Source organism: Blautia sp. AM23-13AC, from assembly GCF_003435675.1.
In the GTDB taxonomy this organism is placed as follows: domain Bacteria; phylum Bacillota; class Clostridia; order Lachnospirales; family Lachnospiraceae; genus Fusicatenibacter; species Fusicatenibacter saccharivorans.
The window spans coordinates 278843-300726 of the sequence record NZ_QTUL01000001.1 but is presented as its reverse complement, the minus strand read 5'-3'; the positions used below and the strand labels follow the sequence as shown (position 1 = coordinate 300726).

Genomic DNA, 21884 nt, shown 5'->3' with positions numbered 1-21884 from the left:
TTATGAAACTTTATATCATGCGCCACGGTGAAACCGCGTGGAACGTAGAAGGCAGACTGCAGGGCCAGACGGACACCGAGCTGAATGAGAACGGTGTCCGTCTGGCGAAAGTGACGGCGGAAGGACTGAAAAATATCCCGTTTGACCTTGGAATTTCCAGTCCACTGCGCCGCGCAAAGCACACGGCAGAGCTCGTCCTTGCGGGCAGAAATGTGCCGCTTACGACCGACGACCGCCTGATGGAGCTTTCCTTTGGCTCCTGGGAAGGGCTTGGATGCCGGGCAAACAATTTTGAGATTCCGTCTGAACACTTCGACGATTTTTACAGAGATCCGTTCCACTTCCGCCCGGCGGGAGACGGAGAGACGATCCAGGAGGTCTGCGACCGGGCAGAAGCGTTCTATCATGAGCTGACTGCAAAACCGGAGTTCCAGGACAAGACGATCCTGATCGCCACCCACGGCTGCTGCATGCGCGCGCTGCTGCGCAATGTCTATGAAGACAAGAACGACTTCTGGCACGGCGGCGTGCCGTACAACTGTGCGGTCAGCATCATCGAAGTACAGAACGGTGTTTCCACGCTGCTTGCGGATAATAAAATCTATTATGATCCGTCGGACTGCGTAAACTTTTATAAAGAAGTAAAATAAAAAATGATATTCAGAGGCAGACATAAAAGGAAAGTATTTCCCTTTGTGCCTGCCTCTTTAAATCGCGTTTGCCGTCTGATAGAAAGTGTGATACTATAGAAATAACGGATTTTAACACCAGTAGACAAGAAGTCCCCCGTTTCTGAAGCGGTGGGATGAATTGCTAAAAGAAACATAACGGCAGTGGCGGGCGGAGAGAAATCGGTATTCTCCACTGACATGATGCAAGTCACAGTCGAACTATTTTCGATATGTCAGACTCCGTGAAATACCGACTATGAGTTGAAACAATGAAAGCGAAAAAGGAGGAACATAAGTATGTCCATGGTAACACTGGGAAGTACAGGAATCTGTGTAAACAAGAACGGCTTCGGCGCGCTGCCGGTACAGCGTGTCACGAAAGAAGACGCTGTTTATCTGCTGCGCAAAGCGTATGACGGAGGCATCCGCTTTTTTGATACCGCGCGTGCCTACAGCGACAGCGAGGAAAAATTAGGCGCAGCGTTTGAGGGAATGCGTGAGAAGGTCTTTATCTCTACGAAGACGATGGCAAAGGATGTGGAGGGCTTCTGGAAGGATCTGGAGACAAGCCTTTCCCTTTTGAAGACGGATTACATCGATATCTATCAGTTCCACAATCCGTCCTTCTGTCCTAAGCCGGGAGATGGAACCGGCCTGTATGAGGCGATGCTGGAAGCAAAAGCACAGGGAAAAATCCGCCACATCGGTATCACGAACCACCGCATGAGCGTGGCAGAGGAGATCATTGAGTCCGGTCTTTATGAGACGCTGCAGTTCCCGTTCTGCTATCTGGCAACGGACCGTGAGAAAGCACTGGTACAGGGATGCAAAGAGAAAAATATCGGCTTTATCGCAATGAAAGCGCTCTCGGGCGGGCTGATCACAAACTCCGCGGCTGCATATGCTTTTGAAGACCAGTACGACAACGTGCTTCCGATCTGGGGCGTCCAGAGAGAAAAAGAGCTGGACGAGTTCTTAAGCTACATTGCCTGTCCGCCTGCCATGACGGATGAAATCAAGGCGATCATCGAGAAAGACCAGAAAGAGCTCTCCGGCAACTTCTGCCGCGGCTGCGGTTACTGTATGCCATGTCCGGCAGGCGTTGAGATTAACACCTGCGCGCGCATGAGCCTGCTTCTGCGCCGTTCCCCGTCCGCCAACCAGCTCACCGAGCGCGGCCAGGCGATGATGAAGAAAATCGAAGGTTGTCTCCACTGCGGCGCCTGCATGAAGAAATGTCCCTACGGTCTGAATACGCCGAAGCTTCTCGAAGAGAACTACGAAGATTATAAAAATGTACTGGCAGGAAAAACGCTGGTATGAGTAATCTGATCTTCAGCCTGAACGCGACGATGCCGATCTTCCTGACAATGATTTTGGGACTTTTCTTTCGAAAGGTTGGTATTCTGGACGAATCGTTCACAAGCAAAATGAACAAATTTGTGTTTAAAATCGCACTCCCGGTGCTGCTGTTCCAGGACCTGTCGGATTCTGATTTCTCCGCTGTGTGGGATATCAAATTCGTTCTGTTCTGCTTCTTTGCAACACTGCTCTCAATTCTTGCGGTATGGGGACTTTCCCATCTCTTAAAAGAGAGAAGTGCAAGAGGCGAATTTATCCAGGCGGCGTACCGGAGCAGTGCGGCGATCCTTGGTATTGCCTTTATCCAGAATATCTACGGAAATTCCGGCATGGCGCCGCTGATGATCATCAGCAGTGTGCCGCTGTATAATATCATGGCGGTTGTCGTTCTTGCAGTATTCCGTCCGGAACGGGAGGAGATCACGGCAGATTTTGTGAAAAAGACGGCGAAAAATATCGTGACAAACCCGATTATCCTCGGGATCGCTGCAGGACTTCTCTGGTCGGTGCTTCGCATTCCAAAGCCGGTGATTCTGCAGAAAACGGTGCAGAATATTGCGGTACTTGCAACGCCGCTCGGCCTGATTGCGATGGGTGCGTCGTTTGAGGCAAAGAGCGCGGCAAAGAATATCCGGCCGTCGATTGCTGCAGCTGCGATTAAGCTGGTCGGTCTTGCAGCTGTCTTTCTGCCGATCGCCGTGATACTTGGCTTCCGTCAGGAAAAATTGGTGGCAATCCTTGTGATGCTGGGTTCCGCAACGACGGTGAGCAGTTTTATCATGGCGAAAAATATGGGTCATGAGGGAAGTCTGACGGCAAACACCGTTATGCTCACAACGTGCGGCAGTGCCTTTACGCTGACGTTCTGGCTGTATCTGATGAAAACGCTGGCGTTTATCTAACCGGATTGCGAATATCCGCGTTGATTTTCAGTACACCAAAAGCGTGTCCGGGATTTTGTCCGGGCACGCTTTTATCAATCATAAAAATCAGAAAAAGAGGGAAAAGAATGGACTTCAAAAATGCGGTCAAAGCATTACAGATTGGAAAAAAGGAAGGAAAAAAATTCCGCCTTTCTACGGAATTTGGGAAAAATCCAGAAGAAGAGCTCCCGTTTCCGGAATATCCGCGTCCGCAGATGCGCCGGGAAAACTGGACAAATCTGAACGGATGGTGGGAGTATGCGTTCACGGAAACGCAGAAAATGCCAAAACAGCGGGACGGAAAAATTCTCGTTCCGTTTTCCCCGGAGTGCGATGCGTCCGGCGTGAAGCGGCAGCTGCTTCCAAAAGAATATCTGTGGTACTTCCGCACGATTCAGCTTCCCAAAATTCCTGCCGGAAAACGGCTGCTGCTGCAGTTCGGCGCCGTGGATCAGGATGCGGTAATTTACTGCAACGGAAAGCGTGCCGGAGGCCATCTCGGCGGGTATCTTTCTTTTTCAGTGGATCTTACGCCGTATCTCAAAACGGGAGAGAACGAGCTTGCCGTCAAGGTGCGCGATGAGACGGACACGGACTGGAAGGGCCGCGGAAAGCAGAGCCTTACCCCAGGCGGCATGTTTTACACCGCGCAGAGCGGCATCTGGCAGAGCGTCTGGATGGAATGGGTGCCGGAGACGTATCTGGAACGCATCGTGATCACGCCGGAATATGATACGGCGAGCGTAAAAGTACGGGTTTTCCTCAACGGACCGGATGCGGGACTGACGAAAAAAATTACGGTGCGGGAGAGCGAAGCGCCGGATGCGAAGGTGATCTGCGTCCGGGAGACGAGAGAAAACGAGGCGGAGCTGATTCTCGGTAATTTTGCAGGCTGGAGCCCGGAACATCCGCATCTCTATGGGGTTTCCATTGAAGCGGGAGAAGACCGCATTGAGAGTTATTTCGGCATGCGCAAATTCGGCATTGGAAAAGATGAGAAAGGAATCACGCGTCTTCTCTTAAACGGAAAGCCGTATTTCCAGAACGGTGTCCTCGACCAGGGTTATTGGCCGGAAAGCCTCTACACGCCGCCGTCCGATGAGGCGATGGTTTATGACATTAAGACGGCCAAACGCCTCGGTTTCAATATGATCCGGAAACACCTGAAAGTTGAGTGCGCAAGATGGTATTCCCACTGCGACCATATCGGTATGCTGGTGTGGCAGGATATGATCAACGGCGGCGGCCGGTCGATCCAGACGTTCCTTTTGTACCTTCCGACCGTACTGCCGTTTGTGACAACGGAATTCAGGGATAACTGTTATCCGCTCTTTTCGCGGACCTCAAAAACGGGAAGAGAGTGGTGGAAGCGGGAGTGCCGCGAGACGGTTCATCAGCTTTACAATGCACCGTGCGTGTCGCTCTGGGTTCTGTTCAACGAGGGATGGGGACAGTTTGATGCCAGGGAGATGACAGAAATGGTGCGCACTCTCGATCCGACGCGGCAGATCGACCACGCGAGCGGCTGGTACGATCAGGGAGCGGGGGACATCAAGAGCCTTCACAATTACTTTCGTCCGTTAAAAGTAAAACCGGAGGAGCGCGCGTTTGCTTTTTCTGAATACGGCGGCTATACGTATCCGGTACAGGAGCATCTCTACTCCGAAAAATCGTTCGGCTACCGCACATACCAGAACCAGGCACAGTACCAGAAAGCGATGGATGCACTGGCAGAAAAGATAAGAGAACTCACAGAACAGGGACTTGCCGCAGCAGTCTACACACAGCTTACCGATGTCGAGGAGGAGTCGAACGGCATCCTTACGTATGACCGGAAGGTGCGCAAATGGGAACCACAGGAAGCAAAAGATTTTTGCCAAAAAGAATAATTTGGTAAAATTTTTGTTGACAAAGCGAGGATAAGTTGCTAATATATTGGATAAGGCGTTGGAAGTTGTAAGAAATTGCTGAAAATCCGCGGCGCCTGCGGATGGAGGAAAGTTGGTGTTTATGGAACAGAAAAGAACATTATCCCTGCTGGTGGATAATACGCCGGGACTTTTAAGCAGAGTAGCTGGTCTTTTCAGCCGACGCGGATACAATATCGAGACGATCACCGCCGGTGTGACAGCAGACCCGCGATACACAAGAATGACTGTTGTTCTGTACTGCAGTGATGAAATGATTCTGGAGCAGATCAAAAAACAGCTGGCAAAACTTGTCGATGTGCGGGATATCAAAGAGCTGAAGCCGGACGAGAGTGTCAGACGAGAGCTGATGCTGGTCAAAATCCGTGTGAATGAAAATGAACGCCGCAATGTCATCGCCATCTCCGATGTCTTCCGTGGAAGAATCGTGGATGTGGGACAGGAAAGCCTGATTGTAGAGCTGACCGGAAACCAGTCAAAGCTCGAAGGGTTCCTGAATCTGGTACAGGGATACGAAATCCTGGAACTGGCCAGAACAGGAGTGACAGGACTCTCCAGAGGAGTCCACGATGTGCGTTACCTCGATTAACGCAGATCACATTACATACGTTTGCTAGAGGAATGAAATTTTTGTATAGAAAAGTTCATTTCCCTGACAAACAGCAAAAGGCAGAAATGCTTTTCGCTGTATAAATTGACCGACCTGCCGCCGGTCAATACATTCTATATATATGGAGGAAAATAAAATGGCAGCAAGACTTTTTTATCAGGAAGATTGTAATCTCTCTTTACTGGAAGGCAAAAAAATCGCAATTATCGGCTACGGAAGCCAGGGACATGCTCATGCACTGAACCTGAAAGATTCCGGCTGTGATGTTATTATTGGACTTTATGAAGGCAGCAAATCCTGGGCAAAAGCAGAGGCACAGGGATTCAAAGTATATACCGCTGCTGAGGCTGCAAAACAGGCTGATATCATCATGATCCTGATCAACGATGAGAAACAGGCTGCAATGTACAAAAAAGATATCGAGCCAAACCTGGAAGAGGGCAACATGCTGATGTTCGCTCATGGTTTCGCTATCCACTTCGGACAGATCGTACCTCCGAAGAACGTAGATGTAGCTATGATCGCTCCGAAAGCACCTGGCCACACAGTAAGAAGCGAGTATCAGGCTGGCAAAGGAACTCCTTGCCTGGTTGCTGTTGAGCAGGATTACACCGGAAAAGCTCTGGACAGAGCACTGGCTTACGGCCTTGGAATCGGCGGAGCAAGAGCTGGTCTTCTGGAGACAACCTTCAGAACAGAGACAGAAACAGACCTGTTCGGTGAGCAGGCAGTTCTCTGCGGCGGTGTATGCGCCCTGATGCAGGCTGGATTTGAGACTCTGTGCGAAGCCGGATACGACCCGAGAAATGCATATTTTGAGTGTATCCATGAGATGAAACTGATCGTAGATCTGATCTACCAGTCCGGATTCGCAGGAATGAGATACTCTATCTCCAATACAGCAGAGTATGGCGATTACATCACCGGACCGAAGATCATCACAGAAGAAACCAAGAAGACCATGAAGAAGATCCTTTCCGATATCCAGGATGGTACTTTCGCAAAAGACTTCCTTCTGGATATGTCCCCAGCAGGCGGACAGGCTCACTTCCGTGCAATGAGAAGAAAAGCTGCAGAGCATCCGTCAGAGAAAGTCGGAGAAGAAGTCAGAAAACTGTACAGCTGGAGCAACGAGGACAAACTGATCAATAACTAATCGGTTTGCTGTCAAATGATCCATATCGGGAGGCTGCCTTTGCGGGCAGTCTCCTTTTTTGTTCTATCGTTTTATCATAGAAAAAACACTTCCGCGCCATGCATATCCCCCAATATGATAGGGCGCGGAAGTGTTATCTTTTCTGTATTCGTTTTTTTTATGCCTCCTGACGACAGGCAGGAAAAGCACGGTAGTATTTGATATAAGAACTTAAAATATCAAAAAATTCGGAATTGGTCGGTTTTGTCAGAACCGGATGCACAGAAAGCGAAAAGAGCAGATCACGGTTTCCGCGGGTCCAGCAGACGGAAATAGCGGTGCGGATGTCTCGTTCGACGCAGGAGGACGATACCTGAAACGTTTGCGCGATCTTTGGGTACAGCGTTTTGCTGACCCGAAGGAGATAATCTTCGTCTTCCATGCATAAAGCGATACCATAGGCGAGATAGCGAAATCCGCGGTATTTTGCACCAATTCCTAAAGAGTGTAGTAGAAAGTAAATTTCAGTTTCCATTACGATGTCTCCTTTTATTCAGTTTTTACATAGTCTTTGCAGACGGGCATGCCAGAGGTGAAAGTTTGTATGGCATACGATTTTCCCCTTTCACTTATGATACGTGGAAAACGTCGAAAAATTACATATTCAGAAAGAAAAAGTGACAATATAGTAAAATAAAAGAGAATATGACACGAAATAAAGAAATAAATGTAATGAAACGGGAGAGGGAAAAATAACATTGATTTTTCAGAAGTTCGCTGGTATAATGAAAACATGATTACGGGGTATGGCGTAGCTTGGTAGCGCGCACGGCTGGGGGCCGTGAGGTCGCAGGTTCAAATCCTGTTGCCCCGATCGGTAAGAGTGTCGTTTTACGGCACTTTTTTTCTTACGGACAAAGACGTGTGCGGAAGAAAAATGAATTGCGCAGAAAAAACAGGGAGGAAGTTATGGGGAAAGTAACGATACAGAGTATGGCAAAGGAGCTGGGATTGTCCCGGAATACGGTTGCCATGGCATTAAAGGATGATCCGAAGGTAGCTCCGGTGACGCGGGAGAGAGTTCTTCGGATGGCGAAAAGAAATGGCTATCTGGGCGAAAATGTATATGTGGAAGAAGTTCGGGCACCGCAGGAGAAGCATTACAATATTATGGTTCTGCGTACGCGGGATGCCGCTGTTTATTGGGACCGTGTCGTGAGCGGCATCTCCGAGGAGGCGAGCCTCAATAACTGTCAGACGCGCGTTGCGGTCGTGACGGAGCGGGAGGAGGAGAACGGCATTCTGCCGCTCGGCCTGAATGAAAATATCGATGCGATCTTCTGCATTAAAATGCTGCCGCCGGAATATATGCAGAAACTGGTAAATCTGGGTTACCGCATCTTTCAGCTCGACCATTACTGCGGCATCGAACAGCGGTCAATGGGCGATATCGTGCGTGTGGACGGTGTGCAGCCGGTGAGTCTTCTGACGTCCCATCTGATCGGGCAGGGCATGACGCGGATCGGTTTCCTAAGTGAGCACAGCAGCACGTATGAGTCGATGCATGACCGGTATGTCGGTTTCCTTGCAGCGATGGAACAGGCGGGCATTCCGCTCGATGAGGAGCTTGTGCGCCCCAATATGGAGAGCGATCATTTTTATTACCCGGAAAATTTTGACAAGATTGTGGCGAGCTACGATACACTGCCGGAAGCGATTGTCTGCGGCAACGATATGATCGCCAAAAGATTGACAGAATCCTTCCGGAAAATCGGCGTGCGCGTGCCGGAGGATGTGGCACTGACCGGATTTGATGATGATGAGGACCGGATGCTGTATCCGTTCTTCTCAACCGTTCATGTCGATACGAAGTGGCTTGGCCGCCGTATGGTGCATGAATTTTTATGGCGGGAGGAGCACCCGGAAGCGCCGAAAGAACGGATTCTCGTTTCGGGGGAGGTTGTGGTGCGCCGTTCCTCGTGCAAGCGCCAGGGATAGAAAGAAATAGAAAAAACAGGAAAAAGTGAACAAAGAAAGAAAGCCAGGGACGCCCCGGCGGACGAGAAGAAAAACCGTCTGCCGGGGCGTTTCCGGCTCCCTTTTTGCGATGATTCAAATTCGTGCATAAATGCCATGTAGAAAAACACTAATTAATAATGCAAAATGGTGCATTTAAGGAAAGCTAAACTGAACAAAAATGACAAAAACGCAAGAATAAAAACCTCGTTAATATCACACATTAAAAAATAATAGTGCAAAATAATGCATTATATCGCCGGAAGGAAGGGAGAGAGCGAAATGCAGGAATGGACGGAGGACCGCTGCAACCTGGATATCGATATCATCGCACTGCCGGGCTGGTCGGATGCAACATCCAAAATTTCCCTTCTGATGGGCGATGAGACACAGCGACCGGACATCATCTGGTGGTGGAACATGGAAGCTGACTATACGAAATGGGTAGACGCAGGCCTTCTGATGGATGTTTCTCCGTATATGAAGAAATACACCAACATGGTTGACTACTACAACAGCGTAGATCCTGGCGTTATGTTCTATGCATCCGGAGACAACGGAATTTACCGTATCCCGGGCGACGTTGCAGAGCCGGCATGTGAGACTCTGTGGATCCGGAAAGACTGGCTGGACAACTTAGGACTGGCTGTTCCGACTACACTGGATGAGCTGGATGAGCTCAAGGAAATCCACGGAAAACAGGTAGAGGATTACCAGAAATACCTGGAAGAGTACAACAAATAAAACAACGAAATCATGTGTTAGAGCACCCGCCGGAGCCTCCTTTCCGGCGGGTGTATTTTTACGGAATCCTGCGTTTTGCGCTTGACAGAGATGGAGAAAAATGGTAACATAAGAGCCAAGTTAGGAAAAAGGCAAAGAAGAGGAATACTACATGGAGCTTCCGAATCCAGAAAGCTGTTGGGTGATGCGAAACAGCAGACGAATTCCGTGGAACTGACCTCAGAGCCGCTGCTCCCAAATTTAGAATAAAAAGAGTAGGTGCAGACGGAAACCCACCGTTAGAGGGGCAGGATATGCAGATGTTTCATCCGTATCCGCAGAGTGTACAGAGAAAATCTCTGTAAAACAGGAGTGGTACCGCGTAAGATAGCAAGTCTTTCGTCTCTTGTGTCAGAAGCCGACACAGAAGATGAGAGATTTTTTTATGCTTTCATCCCGAATTTATGTCGGCAGAATAAATTATATTTCACTTTCTGAGAGGAGAAAATCATGATGAATGTAAAGAAGTATCAGAAACAGTACTATATGCCGCCGGTTCCGTGCATGGACTGGGCAAAAAAAGACAGCATCGAGAAAGCACCGGTATGGTGCAGCGTTGACTTGCGTGACGGAAACCAGGCGCTTGTCATTCCGATGAGCCTGGAACAGAAGGTAGAGTTCTTCAAACTTCTTGTGGAAGTTGGTTTCAAAGAGATCGAGGTTGGCTTCCCGGCAGCATCCGAGACCGAATATGAGTTTCTCCGCACCCTGATCGAGCAGGATCTGATCCCGGAAGACGTAACCGTTCAGGTTTTGACCCAGGCGAGAGAGCATATCATCCGCAAGACCTTCAAGGCATTAAAGGGCTGCAAGAATGCTATCGTTCACGTTTACAATTCCACTTCCTATGCACAGCGTCAGCAGGTCTTCAAAAAGTCGAAAGAAGACATCCTGAAAATCGCCGTTGAGGGAGCGAAGCTCTTAAAAGAGCTGACAGAAGAGGCCGGCGAGAAATACCGCTTCGAGTACAGCCCGGAGAGCTTTACCGGAACCGAGCCGGAATATGCGCTTGAGGTGTGCAACGCCGTTCTCGACGTATGGCAGCCGACTGCAGACCGCAAAGCCATCATCAACCTGCCGAGCACCGTGGAGCTTTCCATGCCGCACGTTTATGCAAGCCAGGTGGAATATATGAGCAAAAACCTGAAATACCGCGATAATGTCGTTCTTTCCCTTCATCCGCACAATGACCGCGGCTGCGGCGTTTCCGATGCAGAGATGGGTATCCTTGCCGGAGCAGACCGTATCGAGGGAACGCTGTTCGGAAACGGCGAGAGAACCGGAAACGTGGATATTATCACGGTCGGCATGAACATGTACATGCAGGGCGTCAATCCGGAGCTTGACTTCTCCGATATGCCGAAACTCTGCCATGCATTTGAATCCTTCACCGGTATGAGCATCAACCCGAGAAGCCCGTACTGCGGATCTCTCGTATTTGCAGCCTTCTCCGGTTCCCATCAGGATGCGATCGCAAAAGGCATGCACTGGATCGAGGAGAAAGCACCGGATACCTGGACCGTTCCGTATCTGCCGATCGATCCGACCGATATCGGAAGAAACTACGATGCAGACGTCATCCGCATCAACAGCCAGTCTGGAAAGGGCGGTGTCGGCTATATTCTGGAGACGAAATACGGCCTGAATCTGCCGGCGAAGATGCGCGAGGCTATGAGCTATACCGCAAAATCCGTTTCCGATCATCTGCATAAAGAGCTGCGTCCGGATGAAATCTTTGAACTCTTCAAGGACAGCTTCGAGAACGTAACCACACCGTATAACATCAACGGCGTTCACTTTAAACAGCTTGATGCGGGCAGAATTGAAGCACAGGTTACTTCCAACTATGAGGGCGGCGAGTATACAACCGTATTTGCAGAAGGAAACGGCCGTCTGAACGCAGTCAGCAACGCGCTGAAACAGCAGTACAATCTGCAGTATGATCTGGTCAGCTATACGGAGCATGCTTTAGAGCAGAGTTCCAAATCCCGTGCGATCGCCTATGTCGGCATCAAGAAGCCGGACGGAACACTTTCCTGGGGTGCAGGCGTAGACCCGGATATCATCCGTGCTTCCATCGATGCGCTGGTAACTGCAATCAACAACCGATAAGAAAAGAGAGAGAATATGCTGTTTAAAAACAAAATCGAATATACCAAAGAGCTGTTTGTGGAGATTTACCGCACCGAAATGAAAAAAGTGCTGCTCGTGCTGCGGATCATCACCGGTCTTGCTGTTGCGGCTGCCATTCTCTTCATGATCTACGGTGCAGTGACCCGCGGATCCGTTCTGCCGGGCGATTTCTTCAATCTGGGAATTTCTGTCCTGATGGCACTGCTGTGTACGTTTCTGCCGAATCTGATGGCCCGTTCGCAGATGAAAAAATGCAAAAAGAAAGGCCTTCTCGGAGAACGTACCCTTCGTTTTACGGAGCATGTGCTCACGATGACATACGAAAAAGAGGGCAGAAGCACCGATATTCCGCTGGAGCAGCTGGCAAAGGTCACGGAGTTTGACAACTATATCCGTATCACCATCGGCGGTAGAAGTACTTTTCTTGACAAGAAACGCTTTGAGATCGGAGAAGCAGCAGCGTTTGTGACCTGGGCGGAAGACAAAATCGCAGAAAATGCGGAAAAAGAGGAAGAGGCGCTTGCCCTGGAAGAAGCAGCAGAATCCCCGGCCCTGGAAGAAGGCGAAGCAAAAACGGAGGAGTCCGACGAAAATTAAATCATACATTCTGACAAAAAATATTTTGGCAGAATGGTGGAAAATGGCTGTGCATTTTTGTGCACAGTCATTTTTTGTATATTTTTGTTGTTTTTTCATACTTCATCCATTATAATAAAAGGAAGCGTACAGGTAAAACTAATCTGAAACGTATCCGGCCGGGAGTCAGAGAGGCTCTGCCGGGAGTCAAAGTGAAGGAGAGAAAGAGCATGGAAGTATTATACAAAAGTACCAGAGGCAATGGAGAAACCGTAACTGCATCCCGGGCAATCTTAAAGGGTCTGTCCGACGACGGCGGATTATTTGTACCGACCTCCATTCCAGCACTGGATGTTCCCATGGAAAAACTTGCGGCTATGAGCTATCAGGAAGTAGCATACGAGGTAATGAGCCGTTTTCTTACCGACTTTACAGAAGATGAACTGAAAAACTGTATTGCAAACGCATACGATGCAAAATTTGACACAGAGGAAATTGCACCGCTGACAAAAGCAGACGGTGTTTACTATCTGGAGCTGTTCCACGGCGCAACGATCGCGTTCAAGGACATGGCACTTTCCATTCTGCCGCATCTGATGACGACCGCCGCAAAGAAAAACGGCGTGAAAAATGAGATCGTCATCTTAACTGCTACATCTGGAGATACCGGAAAAGCAGCAATGGCAGGCTTTGCAGATGTGCCGGGCACCAGAATTATTGTATTTTACCCGAAGAACGGCGTAAGCCCGATTCAGGAAAAACAGATGGTAACACAGAAGGGCAAAAATACCCACGTTGTTGCCATCCACGGAAACTTCGACGACGCACAGACCGGCGTGAAGAAAATGTTTAACGACAAAGAGCTTGGAAAAGAGCTGGCAGATAAAGGTTTCCAGTTCAGCTCTGCAAACTCGATCAACATCGGAAGACTCGTTCCGCAGGTCGTCTACTACGTATATGCTTACGCAAACCTGGTGAAAAACGGAGAGATTGCAGACGGAGAAAAGATCAATGTAACCGTTCCGACCGGAAACTTCGGAAATATTCTCGCAGCATTCTATGCAAAACAGATGGGACTGCCGATCGCAAAACTGATCTGCGCTTCCAATGAGAACAAAGTTCTGTTTGACTTCTTCCGCACCGGCGTTTACGACAGAAACAGAGACTTTATTCTGACAACATCACCGTCCATGGATATCCTGATCTCGAGCAATCTGGAGCGTCTGATCTACCGCATCGCCGGAAACAGCGAAGCAGCAGACCGCGAGCTGATGCAGGATCTTGCAAAGGACGGAAAATATGAGATCACCGATGCGATGAAAAAAGAGCTGGCAGACTTCTACGGCAATTATGCATCCGAACAGGAGACAGCAGACGCGATTGCAAAACTGTACAGCGATACCGGATATGTGATTGATACCCATACCGCGGTTGCAGCGGCTGTATACGGAAAATACCGCGAGGAAACCTATGACGAAACCAAGACCGTCATCGCATCTACCGCAAGTCCGTATAAATTTACAAGCAGCGTTCTTGCAGCGATTGCACCGGAGTATGACACCCTTCCGGTACTGGAGCAGGTAGACAAGCTGTCTGCACTTGCCAATACCGAGATTCCGCGTGCGATCGAAGAAATCCGTACTGCACCGGTGCTTCATACGACAGAGTGTGATGTAGATCAGATGCCGGAGACTGTTCGGGCGTTTTTGAAATAAGATAAAGCAGGAGCAGAATTTTAAAACAGGCAGAGCACACAGCAGGCTTTGCCTGTTTTTGCAGGGAGAGAAGAATAAATAATGAAAAATAAAGTAATCAGGGGAGTACTGGCGGCAACCTGCGTGACAACCGCTGTCAGTGCTGCGAACGTATTTGGAGCAGGCACAGAGCAGAGTCTGGTAAATGAGGCTTCTGCTGTTACACAGGAAGAAACAGAAGAAACATCGGAGGCGGAAACCACAGACGAAAATACGCCGGAGATGACAGAAACGGAGACACCGGATTCGACAGCGGAAAATGCCGCCTCGGATCTTCCGGCGGCAGAAGTACAGAGCGGAAATCCCGAAGAGACGGCGGTATCCGTGCAGGCTGGAAGCTATTACCCATGGGTGAATGAGAACGGGATCTGGTATTTTAAGGATCCGGATGGTACCATTGTCAAAGGAGCCTGGAGAGAGTACGACAAGAACCGTTACTACCTGAATAATGACGGAAAAATGGCGGTCGGCTGGAAAAAACTTGATGGAGCCTGGTATTATTTCCAAAGCTGGGGCGGTGTTTACCGGGATGCCTTTTACACCGTGAAAAATGTACCGTATTATTCTGATGCGGACGGAAAAATGGCGACCGGCTGGAAACTGATCGATGATGTGTATTATTATTTTGATGATCAGGGCGCGATGTACCGGAATCGTTTTTTTGAGTATGACAAGAATACGTATTATGTTGATGCGGATGGAAAAATGGCATCCGGGTTCGAACAGATTGACGGGATCTGGTATTACTTCCGAAGCTGGGGCGGCATGGCACAAAACACCTTTCTGACGCATAAAAATAATATTTATCATGTTGATACGGATGGAAAGATGACGACCGGCTGGCTGCTGCAGGATGGAACCTGGTATTATTTCCGAAGCTGGGGCGGCATGTACCGCAGCACCTTTTTCAAAGCACCGACAGGAAGTGCACTTTACTATGCCGATGAGAACGGAAAGATGGCTGTCGGAAAAAAACAGATCGACGGTGACTGGTACTATTTCAAGGACTGGGGCGGCATGTATCAGAATGCATTCATCAAAAACGGAACGAGTGTCTGCCATGCGGCTGCAGATGGAAAACTGACCGTCGGCTGGCTGCAGCAGGGCAGTACATATTACTATTTTGATGAAACCGGAGAGCAGTATTTTGACCGCTTTTTTGAATATGACAACAATACATATCGTGTGAATGCAGATGGAAAGATGGTAACCGGCTGGCAGAAAATCAATGGTACGTATTATTATTTCCGGGGCTGGGGCGGCATGTACCGTAGTACCTTTTTCCAGCTTGGCGGTGAAACGTATTATGCCGATGCGGATGGAAAGATGGTGACGGGCTGGCTTTCGAAAGAGAACCAGTGGTATTACTTCCGGGAAAATGGTGCGATGTACCGCAATACCTTCTTTACGCATTTAAACAACAGTTACTATGCCGATGCCAACGGCGTGATGGTGACGGGAGAGCGGACTATTAACGGCGCTTCCTATTACTTTAAAGACTGGGGAGGCATGGCAAAGAACCAGTGGCTCAATGCACAGAAACGGATGGTAAGCGGTGATCCGCAGACGGGCTGGTATTACTTTGGAAGCGACGGAAAGATGGTAAAATCGTATTACGCTCTGCTGAAAAAGAACAGCAGCAACTGGTACTACAGCTTTGACGAAAACGGAGTGTGCATTCTCGGCTCGAGCCAGTATGTGCGTGCAAAGGACAGCGTAAGCGGAAAATATTATACGATGGAGCATCAGTATTACACGGATCCGTCTGTGAGTGACCGTGATTTCTTTGCGGCTATCTGCAGTGCGGAGGCGGGTGTCCAGAGAAAAACAGGTATGACGGCAGTTGCGATGGTCATCCGGAACCGGATGGCGGCACAGAATATTTCGCTCCGCACCGCGATTTATAAACAGCAGCAGTTTGAACCGGCGCGGAACGGAAGTCTGACAAACTATCTGACGGGAATTGCGGAGCAGAGCAGTTCGATTATCAATCAGCTGAAAAATAATGGAGCCTACGGTGCAGTGGATGAATCCCAGTCGATCATGGATGCATATCTGAAGAACGGCACAAAGCGTGTGATCCCGGGCTTTGGCGATACGAGAGATGATTTTGATTATCTATATTTCATGACTCCGAAAGCATTTAAAAATCTGAATATGGATAAAGAAAAATGTGTGACATATACATACACCTATAAATGGACAACTTCCAGCGGAACAGCGCGGGAAGATTCCCATATTTTCTTTGTGAACTGGGTGAAAAAACAGAGCTGATCGGACGTCATATCGAAAGAAGGGGCGAACAAAAGATGACATTACAGGAAACAATCGAACAGATCCATCCGCTTTCGAAAGAGGCGATGGATCGTGCCAAGGCTCACTGGGACGGCATTGCAAAGCCGCTCCACAGCCTCGGAAAGCTGGAGGACGTGCTCATCCAGATTGCCGGAATCACCGGAAAAGAGGAGATTTCGATTGAAAAAAGAGCACTTCTGACGTTCTGTGCGGACAATGGCGTTGTGGAAGAAAACGTGACGCAGAGCGGTCAGGAAGTGACAGCGACAGTTGCGGAAAATTTTCTGCAGGAGAAGGCGACAGCAGCCATTCTCTGCCGCGGTGCGCATGCGGATCTGTTTCCGATTGATATCGGAATGGCGCGCGATACGAAGGTTCCGCGGTATAAAGTTGCGTATGGAACAAAAAATATGGCAAAAGGCCCGGCGATGACAAGGGAAGAGGCCGTTCGTGCGCTTGAAACAGGAATCGCCGTGGCGGAAGAAAAAATTGCGGCGGGCTATCAGCTGATGGCAACCGGTGAGATGGGCATTGGAAATACGACGACGAGCAGTGCAATGGCAGCCGTTTTCCTGAATCAGCCGGTTCCGGAACTGACGGGACGGGGCGCCGGGCTTTCGAGTGAAGGTCTTGCGCGGAAAATTGCAGCGATTGAAAAAGCGATTGCCATCAATCAGCCGGATCCGTCCGATCCCATCGATGTGCTGGCAAAGGTCGGCGGTTTTGACATTGCCGGCATGGCGGGTGTCTTTCTTGCAGGGGCCGCACATGGCGTTCCGGTTGTGATGGACGGCTTTATTTCCTGTGTGGCAGCGCTTCTTGCTGCACGGATTGCACCGTTTGCAAAGGACTATATGATTGCTTCGCACGTATCGAAGGAGCCGGCGGCGCATCTTCTGCTTGCAGAGCTTGGAAAAGAAGCCTTTCTGCACTGCGATATGTGTCTGGGCGAGGGAACGGGCGCCATCATGATTTTCCCGATTCTGGATCAGGCAAATGCCGTATACCGCGGCATGGCGACATTTGACGAGGCACAGATCGAAACGTATGTGCCGCTGACTTAAAAAAGGCAGGTGAAACGATGATACATCTGGTTACAGGCGGCAGCGGCAGCGGAAAATCGGCGTATGCGGAGCAGTGTATTCTGGATTTTGGCGGAACACGGAGGGTTTATATCGCAACGATGCAGCCGTTCGGTGCGGAAGGGCAGGCGCGTATTGCACGCCACCGGAAGATGCGCGCGGCAAAGAAGTTTTCGACGATTGAGTGTTATACGAATTTAAAAGAAGTGGAGCTGGAACCGGGAAGCGATGTGCTGCTCGAATGTATGTCGAATCTCACGGCAAATGAAATATTTGATCCATCCGGGGCGGGAAAAGCGCGGACGGAGGAGGAAATTCTTGCGGGCGTTTCCCGTCTGGCCAATCAGGCGCGGAATCTGGTTCTGGTGACGAATGAAATTTTTTCGGACGGATACCGATATGAGGAGGAGACGATGGAATACCAGCGGATCCTGGGAAACATTAATGTACGTCTGGCAGAGATGGCGGACTGTGTGACCGAGGTTGTGTATGGGATTCCCGTCAGAATAAAAAAAGAATAAGATGAAAACGATATGGAATAATTTTAAAGTGGCGTTTGCCATGTACTCGAAAATCCCGATGCCGCCGGCAGACTGGGAAAAAGAGAACATGAAATATGCGTTGTGTTTCTTTCCGTGGGTCGGACTGGCTGTCGGTGCAGTTTCGGCGGTGCTTTTCTGGCTGCTGCAGCAGATTGGCGCGGGAAGCATGCTGCGGGCTGCAGTGCTGACGGCAGTTCCGGTTCTGGTGACGGGCGGCATTCACCTCGACGGCTATCTGGATACGATGGATGCGTTAAGTTCCTGGAGAGAAAAACAGCGCCGACTGGAAATCTTAAAAGACCCGCACGCCGGAGCATTTGCGATTATTATGGGATGTCTGTATTTTGTACTGTACGCGGGCGCAGCCGGAGAACTTGTCTGGAAGATTTTTCCGGCGTATGCATTTGGCTTCGCAGTTTCGAGATCGTTCAGCGGTCTTTCGATCGCGTTTTTTCCAAATGCCAATCCGAAAGGAACAGCGGCAGCGTTTGGCATGAGCGCAGAGAAAAAAAGAACGGCGGCGGTGCTTGTTGTGACGATTTTTGCCGTGACGGCGCTCTCAGCTTCGTTCTGCGTCTGGGCGGCACTGGATGTACTGGTTGTATCGGCACTGGTATTCTGTTATTATAAATGGAAAAGCAGTAAGTATTTTGGAGGAATTACAGGAGATCTCGCAGGCTATTTCCTTTCGCTCTGTGAGCTGGCACAGCTCCTGTCTCTTGTGGTACTTTCTCTTGGAATGGAGAACTGGAAATGAAATTAGTAATTGGAGGGGCTTTTCAGGGAAAGCTTGACTTTGCAAAGAAGATGACCGGAAAAGAAACAGGATGGGCCGATGGGGCAGCCGTTTCGAAAGAGGAGCTGTCGGCATGTTCCGGCGTATATGATTTTCAGGAACTGGTCCGCAGATGGCTCCTTCTGGAAGAGGAGACCGGGACTGCACCGGAAGCAGAACTGGAAGAACTGCTGCAGAAAAATCCGGAAATCTGCATTGTTACGAATGAACTCGGTTACGGAGTGGTTCCGATCGAACCCTTCGACCGGAAATGGCGGGAAAAGACGGGGCGCATCTGTACGGAGCTGGCAGCAAAGGCTGATTCGGTAACCCGTGTGGTGTGCGGAATCGGAATCCTGCTGAAAGGTGAGGAAAAACATGATTAAAATTGCAATGATCCGCCATGGAAAAACCTATGGCAATACATTAGGACGGTATATCGGCGTGACGGATGAACCACTGTGTGAGGAAGGGAAAAAAGAGCTGGAACAGCGGACGATGGATACCGTTGAGCTTCTGTTCGTCAGCCCGCTGAAACGGTGTCTGGAAACGGCAGACATTCTGTATCCGTATGCCAAACAGGTCAAAATCCCGGAATTTGCAGAGTGCAATTTTGGTGAGTTTGAGAACAAAAATTATCAGGAATTAAAAGATAATCCGAAATACCAGGAGTGGATTGATTCCATGGCGACGCTTGCCTTTCCGGGCGGTGAGAGCCCGCAGCAGTTCAAGGACCGCTGCATCGCCGGCTTTGACAAGATGGTGGATACGTGTATCCGCCGCCATTACCGTAACGTGGCGATGGTGGTGCACGGAGGCACGATCATGAGTATCCTTGAGCAGTACGGCGTGCCACAGAAGAGTTACTATGACTGGCGAGTAGAAAACGGCTGTGGATATCATCTGTATCTCTCGGAGCAGAACTGGAAAATGGGCCGCAGAGAAGCTGTGGTGGAATCGGAGATAAGGCGGTAAACAAAAATGGTGACAGCAGAATGCCATGCCCATATTTTTATGGACGGTGTGGATTACAAAAAGGCGGCGGCAGCGCATGAAAACGGCCCGCGGGAGGATCTGATCCGGGAACATCTGGCGGCGTATCAGAAGGCAGGGATTTCCTATGTGCGTGACGGCGGAGATCCGTACGGGGCGGGTGTTCTTGCACGGAGCCTTGCGCCGGAGTACGGGATCACATACCGCACACCGGTTTTTGCGATTCACAGGGCGGGCCGTTATGGAAAAATTGTCGGACGCGCATTTTCAGACGGGAAAGAGTATTGCGCGCTTGTGCGTGAAGTACGCCGTGCGGGCGGAGATTTTATCAAGATCATGACGACGGGAATCCTGGATTTCGCGACAAAGGGGCATGTGACCAGTGAGCCGCTTTCCAGGGAAGAGGTTTTTGCAATGACAGCTGCGGCGCATGATGCGGGGCTTTCTGTGATGGCGCATGTGAACGGCGCACAGGCTGTGATGGATGCGGCAGAGGCAGGCGTGGACTCGGTTGAGCACGGGAACTTTCAGAATGAAGAGAGCATCTGCTGTATGGCAGAGCATGCAACAATCTGGGTGCCGACAATTGTGACGGTTTCGAATCTTCTGGAGAACGGCAGATATCCGGCTGAAACGCTGGCGTGGATTTTTGAGACGCAGAAAAAAGGTCTGCAGCTCGCATTTGAAAAGGACGTTGTGCTTGCGGCGGGAAGTGATGCCGGCGCATACGGCGTACTTCACGGAAAAGGAATCCGGGAAGAAGAGAGTGTAATGCGAAAAATCCTTGGGGCAGAAAATGGGCAGGAGCTGGAAAAGCGGCTTGCGTTTGGAGAAAAAAAGATCCGGGAAAAGTTCTGAAAATTTTCTGCGTTTCAGGCTTTAGAAAAAATTTAGAATTAAACGGGCAGACAATGCTTGCGCTTTCGCCCGGACTATGGTAAGTTTAAATCACTTTTACAAGAACTTTAGAGAAAATGAAACAGGGATATTCTGAGACAGAGGGTAAATGCTATCCTCTGTTTTTTGCGTGCAAAAATGACAGTCTGGATGTCCGCATCGACGGAAGGGAGCAAATGAAAGCAAAAGGAAAACTGGGGCTGCAGGGCTTTCTTTCCTTCCTTTTTCTGGCGGCGGGATGGTATCTGATGCAGTATTTCTGCGCCTATGTCGTACTGTCCGGGTCCATGGAACCGGAGATCCCGACGGGATCTGTTGTGGTTGTGGATGGACGGAAGAAGGAATGGAATCCGGGGGATGTGATTACCTACCGGAGAGGAAATATGGTGGTGACACACCGGATCGTGGAAAAGAGCGAGGAAGGATACTGTACTAAGGGGGATGCCAACGCGGAGGAAGATGCAGGCATCGTTTTGGAAAAACAGGTGATCGGGAATGTGATCGTAGCTCTTCCCTGGCTTGGCTTTGGTATTATCTGGCTCCGGCAGAGAGGAACACTCTTTTTTCTGGCCGTGGGAGCGGTGATGCTTTTTACAATCCGGCAGCTTTGGCACGGTAGAAAAATCATGCAGGAAAACAAGTTATAAAAAGAATTAGCAAAATTATTTAGGAAAACAGGAGGAATTGATCTATGAAAAAACAGCGGAAAATCGTATTCTGGGCAGCATCACTGCTTCTGACAGGAGCCCTGGCAGCGGGCGGAACACTGGCGTATCTGACGGATAAGGATTCTGTGACGAACCAGTTTGTTGTGGGAAAAGTAGATATCGAAGGAAATGAACCATCGTACGCACCAGATCCGGACGGAAAGACCAATCATATCGTGCCGACCCAGGTGATTCCGAAGGACCCGCGTATCAAAAATAAAGGTAAAAATGATTCTTACGTCTATATGGATGTTTCCATACCAATCGCAAAAGTGATCGTTGCAGATACATCCGGAAACCGTTTAAACGGCGGAGCAGCCGGCGATACGGAACTGTTTTCGATGAATCAGCTTTCGAAAAAATGGGTGCTGATGTACAAGAAAAAACAGAACAATTCGATGGTATATACATATCTCTACAATGAAGTGCTTGCAGCTGGCAAAACGACGGATCCTTTATTTACGAGCGTGACAGCAGCTAATATCGTGGAAGGGCAGCTGGATGAAAAAGAGGTCGATATTCCGATCAATTATTATGCAATCCAGGCGCTGAATACCGGTGAGGGAAGTACGGCTGCCGAGCGGGCAGCAAAGGCCTGGGAGAAGTATGTAAATCAGAATAATGGGCAGAAGGGGCAGGTAACGGCACCGCAGTCGGAGCCGGAACAGACAGAAGCACCTGGAATTTAAGCAGTTTTCTGGG

General features: G+C 49.6%; 21 protein-coding genes, 1 tRNA gene and 1 other annotated feature. Of the genes, 21 read left to right on the top strand and 1 reads right to left on the bottom strand.

Annotation, left to right across the window (positions count from 1 at the left end):
* Positions 1 to 2: 2 nt before the first annotated feature.
* The 6 genes from DW642_RS01370 to ilvC all read left to right on the top strand — a co-directional run bounded on the left by DW642_RS01370 (position 3) and on the right by ilvC (position 6650).
* On the top strand, positions 3 to 650 hold the full coding sequence (locus DW642_RS01370) for a histidine phosphatase family protein (protein ID WP_117509036.1): 648 nt from the start codon (positions 3 to 5) through the stop codon (positions 648 to 650).
* 318 nt (positions 651 to 968) lie between these two features.
* Entirely contained in the window at positions 969 to 1994 is a 1026-nt protein-coding gene (locus DW642_RS01365; protein WP_117509035.1) for an aldo/keto reductase, read from the top strand.
* Entirely contained in the window at positions 1991 to 2935 is a 945-nt protein-coding gene (locus tag DW642_RS01360; RefSeq protein WP_022462279.1) for an AEC family transporter, read from the top strand. Before DW642_RS01365 ends, DW642_RS01360 begins: the two co-directional genes overlap by 4 nt.
* A gap of 107 nt (positions 2936 to 3042) precedes the next feature.
* Positions 3043 to 4845 carry a glycoside hydrolase family 2 protein gene (locus tag DW642_RS01355; RefSeq protein WP_117509034.1) on the top strand — a complete coding sequence of 601 codons (1803 nt, stop codon included), beginning with the start codon at positions 3043 to 3045 and terminating at the stop codon, positions 4843 to 4845.
* A gap of 121 nt (positions 4846 to 4966) precedes the next feature.
* Positions 4967 to 5473 carry an acetolactate synthase small subunit gene (ilvN, locus tag DW642_RS01350; RefSeq protein WP_055226439.1) on the top strand — a complete coding sequence of 169 codons (507 nt, stop codon included), beginning with the start codon at positions 4967 to 4969 and terminating at the stop codon, positions 5471 to 5473.
* A gap of 157 nt (positions 5474 to 5630) precedes the next feature.
* Entirely contained in the window at positions 5631 to 6650 is a 1020-nt protein-coding gene (ilvC, locus tag DW642_RS01345; protein ID WP_055226438.1) for a ketol-acid reductoisomerase, read from the top strand.
* A gap of 157 nt (positions 6651 to 6807) precedes the next feature.
* Here the strand turns inward: ilvC and DW642_RS01340 are convergent, their stop codons facing one another.
* Complete coding sequence (locus DW642_RS01340; protein ID WP_022462283.1) at positions 6808 to 7164, bottom strand: sporulation initiation factor Spo0A C-terminal domain-containing protein; 357 nt, start codon at positions 7162 to 7164, stop codon at positions 6808 to 6810.
* Between the two features lie 265 nt (positions 7165 to 7429).
* On the opposite strand from DW642_RS01340, the gene DW642_RS01335 reads away from it, so the two are divergent.
* From DW642_RS01335 to DW642_RS01265, 15 genes are all read left to right on the top strand, one after another.
* A tRNA-Pro gene (locus DW642_RS01335) sits at positions 7430 to 7503 on the top strand.
* Positions 7504 to 7598: 95 nt separating this feature from the next.
* Positions 7599 to 8627 (top strand): LacI family DNA-binding transcriptional regulator, encoded by a 1029-nt coding sequence (locus DW642_RS01330; protein WP_117509033.1) that lies wholly within the window; start codon positions 7599 to 7601, stop codon positions 8625 to 8627.
* 300 nt (positions 8628 to 8927) lie between these two features.
* The gene (locus tag DW642_RS01325) at positions 8928 to 9389 is read left to right on the top strand and encodes an extracellular solute-binding protein (protein WP_158554951.1); all 462 of its coding nucleotides are present in this window, start codon (positions 8928 to 8930) and stop codon (positions 9387 to 9389) included.
* Positions 9390 to 9514: 125 nt separating this feature from the next.
* Positions 9515 to 9778 (top strand) — a binding site (T-box leader).
* 100 nt (positions 9779 to 9878) lie between these two features.
* Positions 9879 to 11540: a 2-isopropylmalate synthase gene (locus tag DW642_RS01320; RefSeq protein ID WP_199596428.1), complete on the top strand. Its 1662-nt coding sequence runs from the start codon at positions 9879 to 9881 to the stop codon at positions 11538 to 11540.
* Between the two features lie 15 nt (positions 11541 to 11555).
* Entirely contained in the window at positions 11556 to 12158 is a 603-nt protein-coding gene (locus DW642_RS01315; RefSeq protein ID WP_117509030.1) for a hypothetical protein, read from the top strand.
* 209 nt (positions 12159 to 12367) lie between these two features.
* Entirely contained in the window at positions 12368 to 13852 is a 1485-nt protein-coding gene (gene thrC, locus DW642_RS01310; protein WP_055266623.1) for a threonine synthase, read from the top strand.
* Positions 13853 to 13933: 81 nt separating this feature from the next.
* Positions 13934 to 16165 carry a cell wall hydrolase gene (locus DW642_RS01305; protein ID WP_117509029.1) on the top strand — a complete coding sequence of 744 codons (2232 nt, stop codon included), beginning with the start codon at positions 13934 to 13936 and terminating at the stop codon, positions 16163 to 16165.
* A 35-nt stretch (positions 16166 to 16200) separates the two neighbouring features.
* Positions 16201 to 17250, top strand: a complete 1050-nt coding sequence (gene cobT / locus DW642_RS01300) for a nicotinate-nucleotide--dimethylbenzimidazole phosphoribosyltransferase (protein WP_117509028.1) — start codon at positions 16201 to 16203, stop codon at positions 17248 to 17250.
* Positions 17251 to 17267: 17 nt separating this feature from the next.
* Positions 17268 to 17789 carry a bifunctional adenosylcobinamide kinase/adenosylcobinamide-phosphate guanylyltransferase gene (locus tag DW642_RS01295; protein WP_117509027.1) on the top strand — a complete coding sequence of 174 codons (522 nt, stop codon included), beginning with the start codon at positions 17268 to 17270 and terminating at the stop codon, positions 17787 to 17789.
* Position 17790: 1 nt separating this feature from the next.
* On the top strand, positions 17791 to 18567 hold the full coding sequence (locus tag DW642_RS01290; protein WP_055226435.1) for an adenosylcobinamide-GDP ribazoletransferase: 777 nt from the start codon (positions 17791 to 17793) through the stop codon (positions 18565 to 18567).
* Positions 18564 to 18971, top strand: a complete 408-nt coding sequence (locus DW642_RS01285) for a bifunctional adenosylcobinamide kinase/adenosylcobinamide-phosphate guanylyltransferase (protein ID WP_022462293.1) — start codon at positions 18564 to 18566, stop codon at positions 18969 to 18971. The genes DW642_RS01290 and DW642_RS01285 overlap by 4 nt, the downstream gene beginning before the upstream one ends.
* Positions 18964 to 19560 (top strand): histidine phosphatase family protein, encoded by a 597-nt coding sequence (locus tag DW642_RS01280; RefSeq protein WP_022462294.1) that lies wholly within the window; start codon positions 18964 to 18966, stop codon positions 19558 to 19560. Before DW642_RS01285 ends, DW642_RS01280 begins: the two co-directional genes overlap by 8 nt.
* A gap of 6 nt (positions 19561 to 19566) precedes the next feature.
* Complete coding sequence (locus DW642_RS01275; RefSeq protein WP_207741833.1) at positions 19567 to 20436, top strand: amidohydrolase family protein; 870 nt, start codon at positions 19567 to 19569, stop codon at positions 20434 to 20436.
* 116 nt (positions 20437 to 20552) lie between these two features.
* Positions 20553 to 21122 carry a signal peptidase I gene (locus DW642_RS01270; RefSeq protein ID WP_117509026.1) on the top strand — a complete coding sequence of 190 codons (570 nt, stop codon included), beginning with the start codon at positions 20553 to 20555 and terminating at the stop codon, positions 21120 to 21122.
* A gap of 44 nt (positions 21123 to 21166) precedes the next feature.
* Positions 21167 to 21871 carry a SipW-dependent-type signal peptide-containing protein gene (locus DW642_RS01265; RefSeq protein ID WP_022462297.1) on the top strand — a complete coding sequence of 235 codons (705 nt, stop codon included), beginning with the start codon at positions 21167 to 21169 and terminating at the stop codon, positions 21869 to 21871.
* Positions 21872 to 21884: the final 13 nt, after the last annotated feature.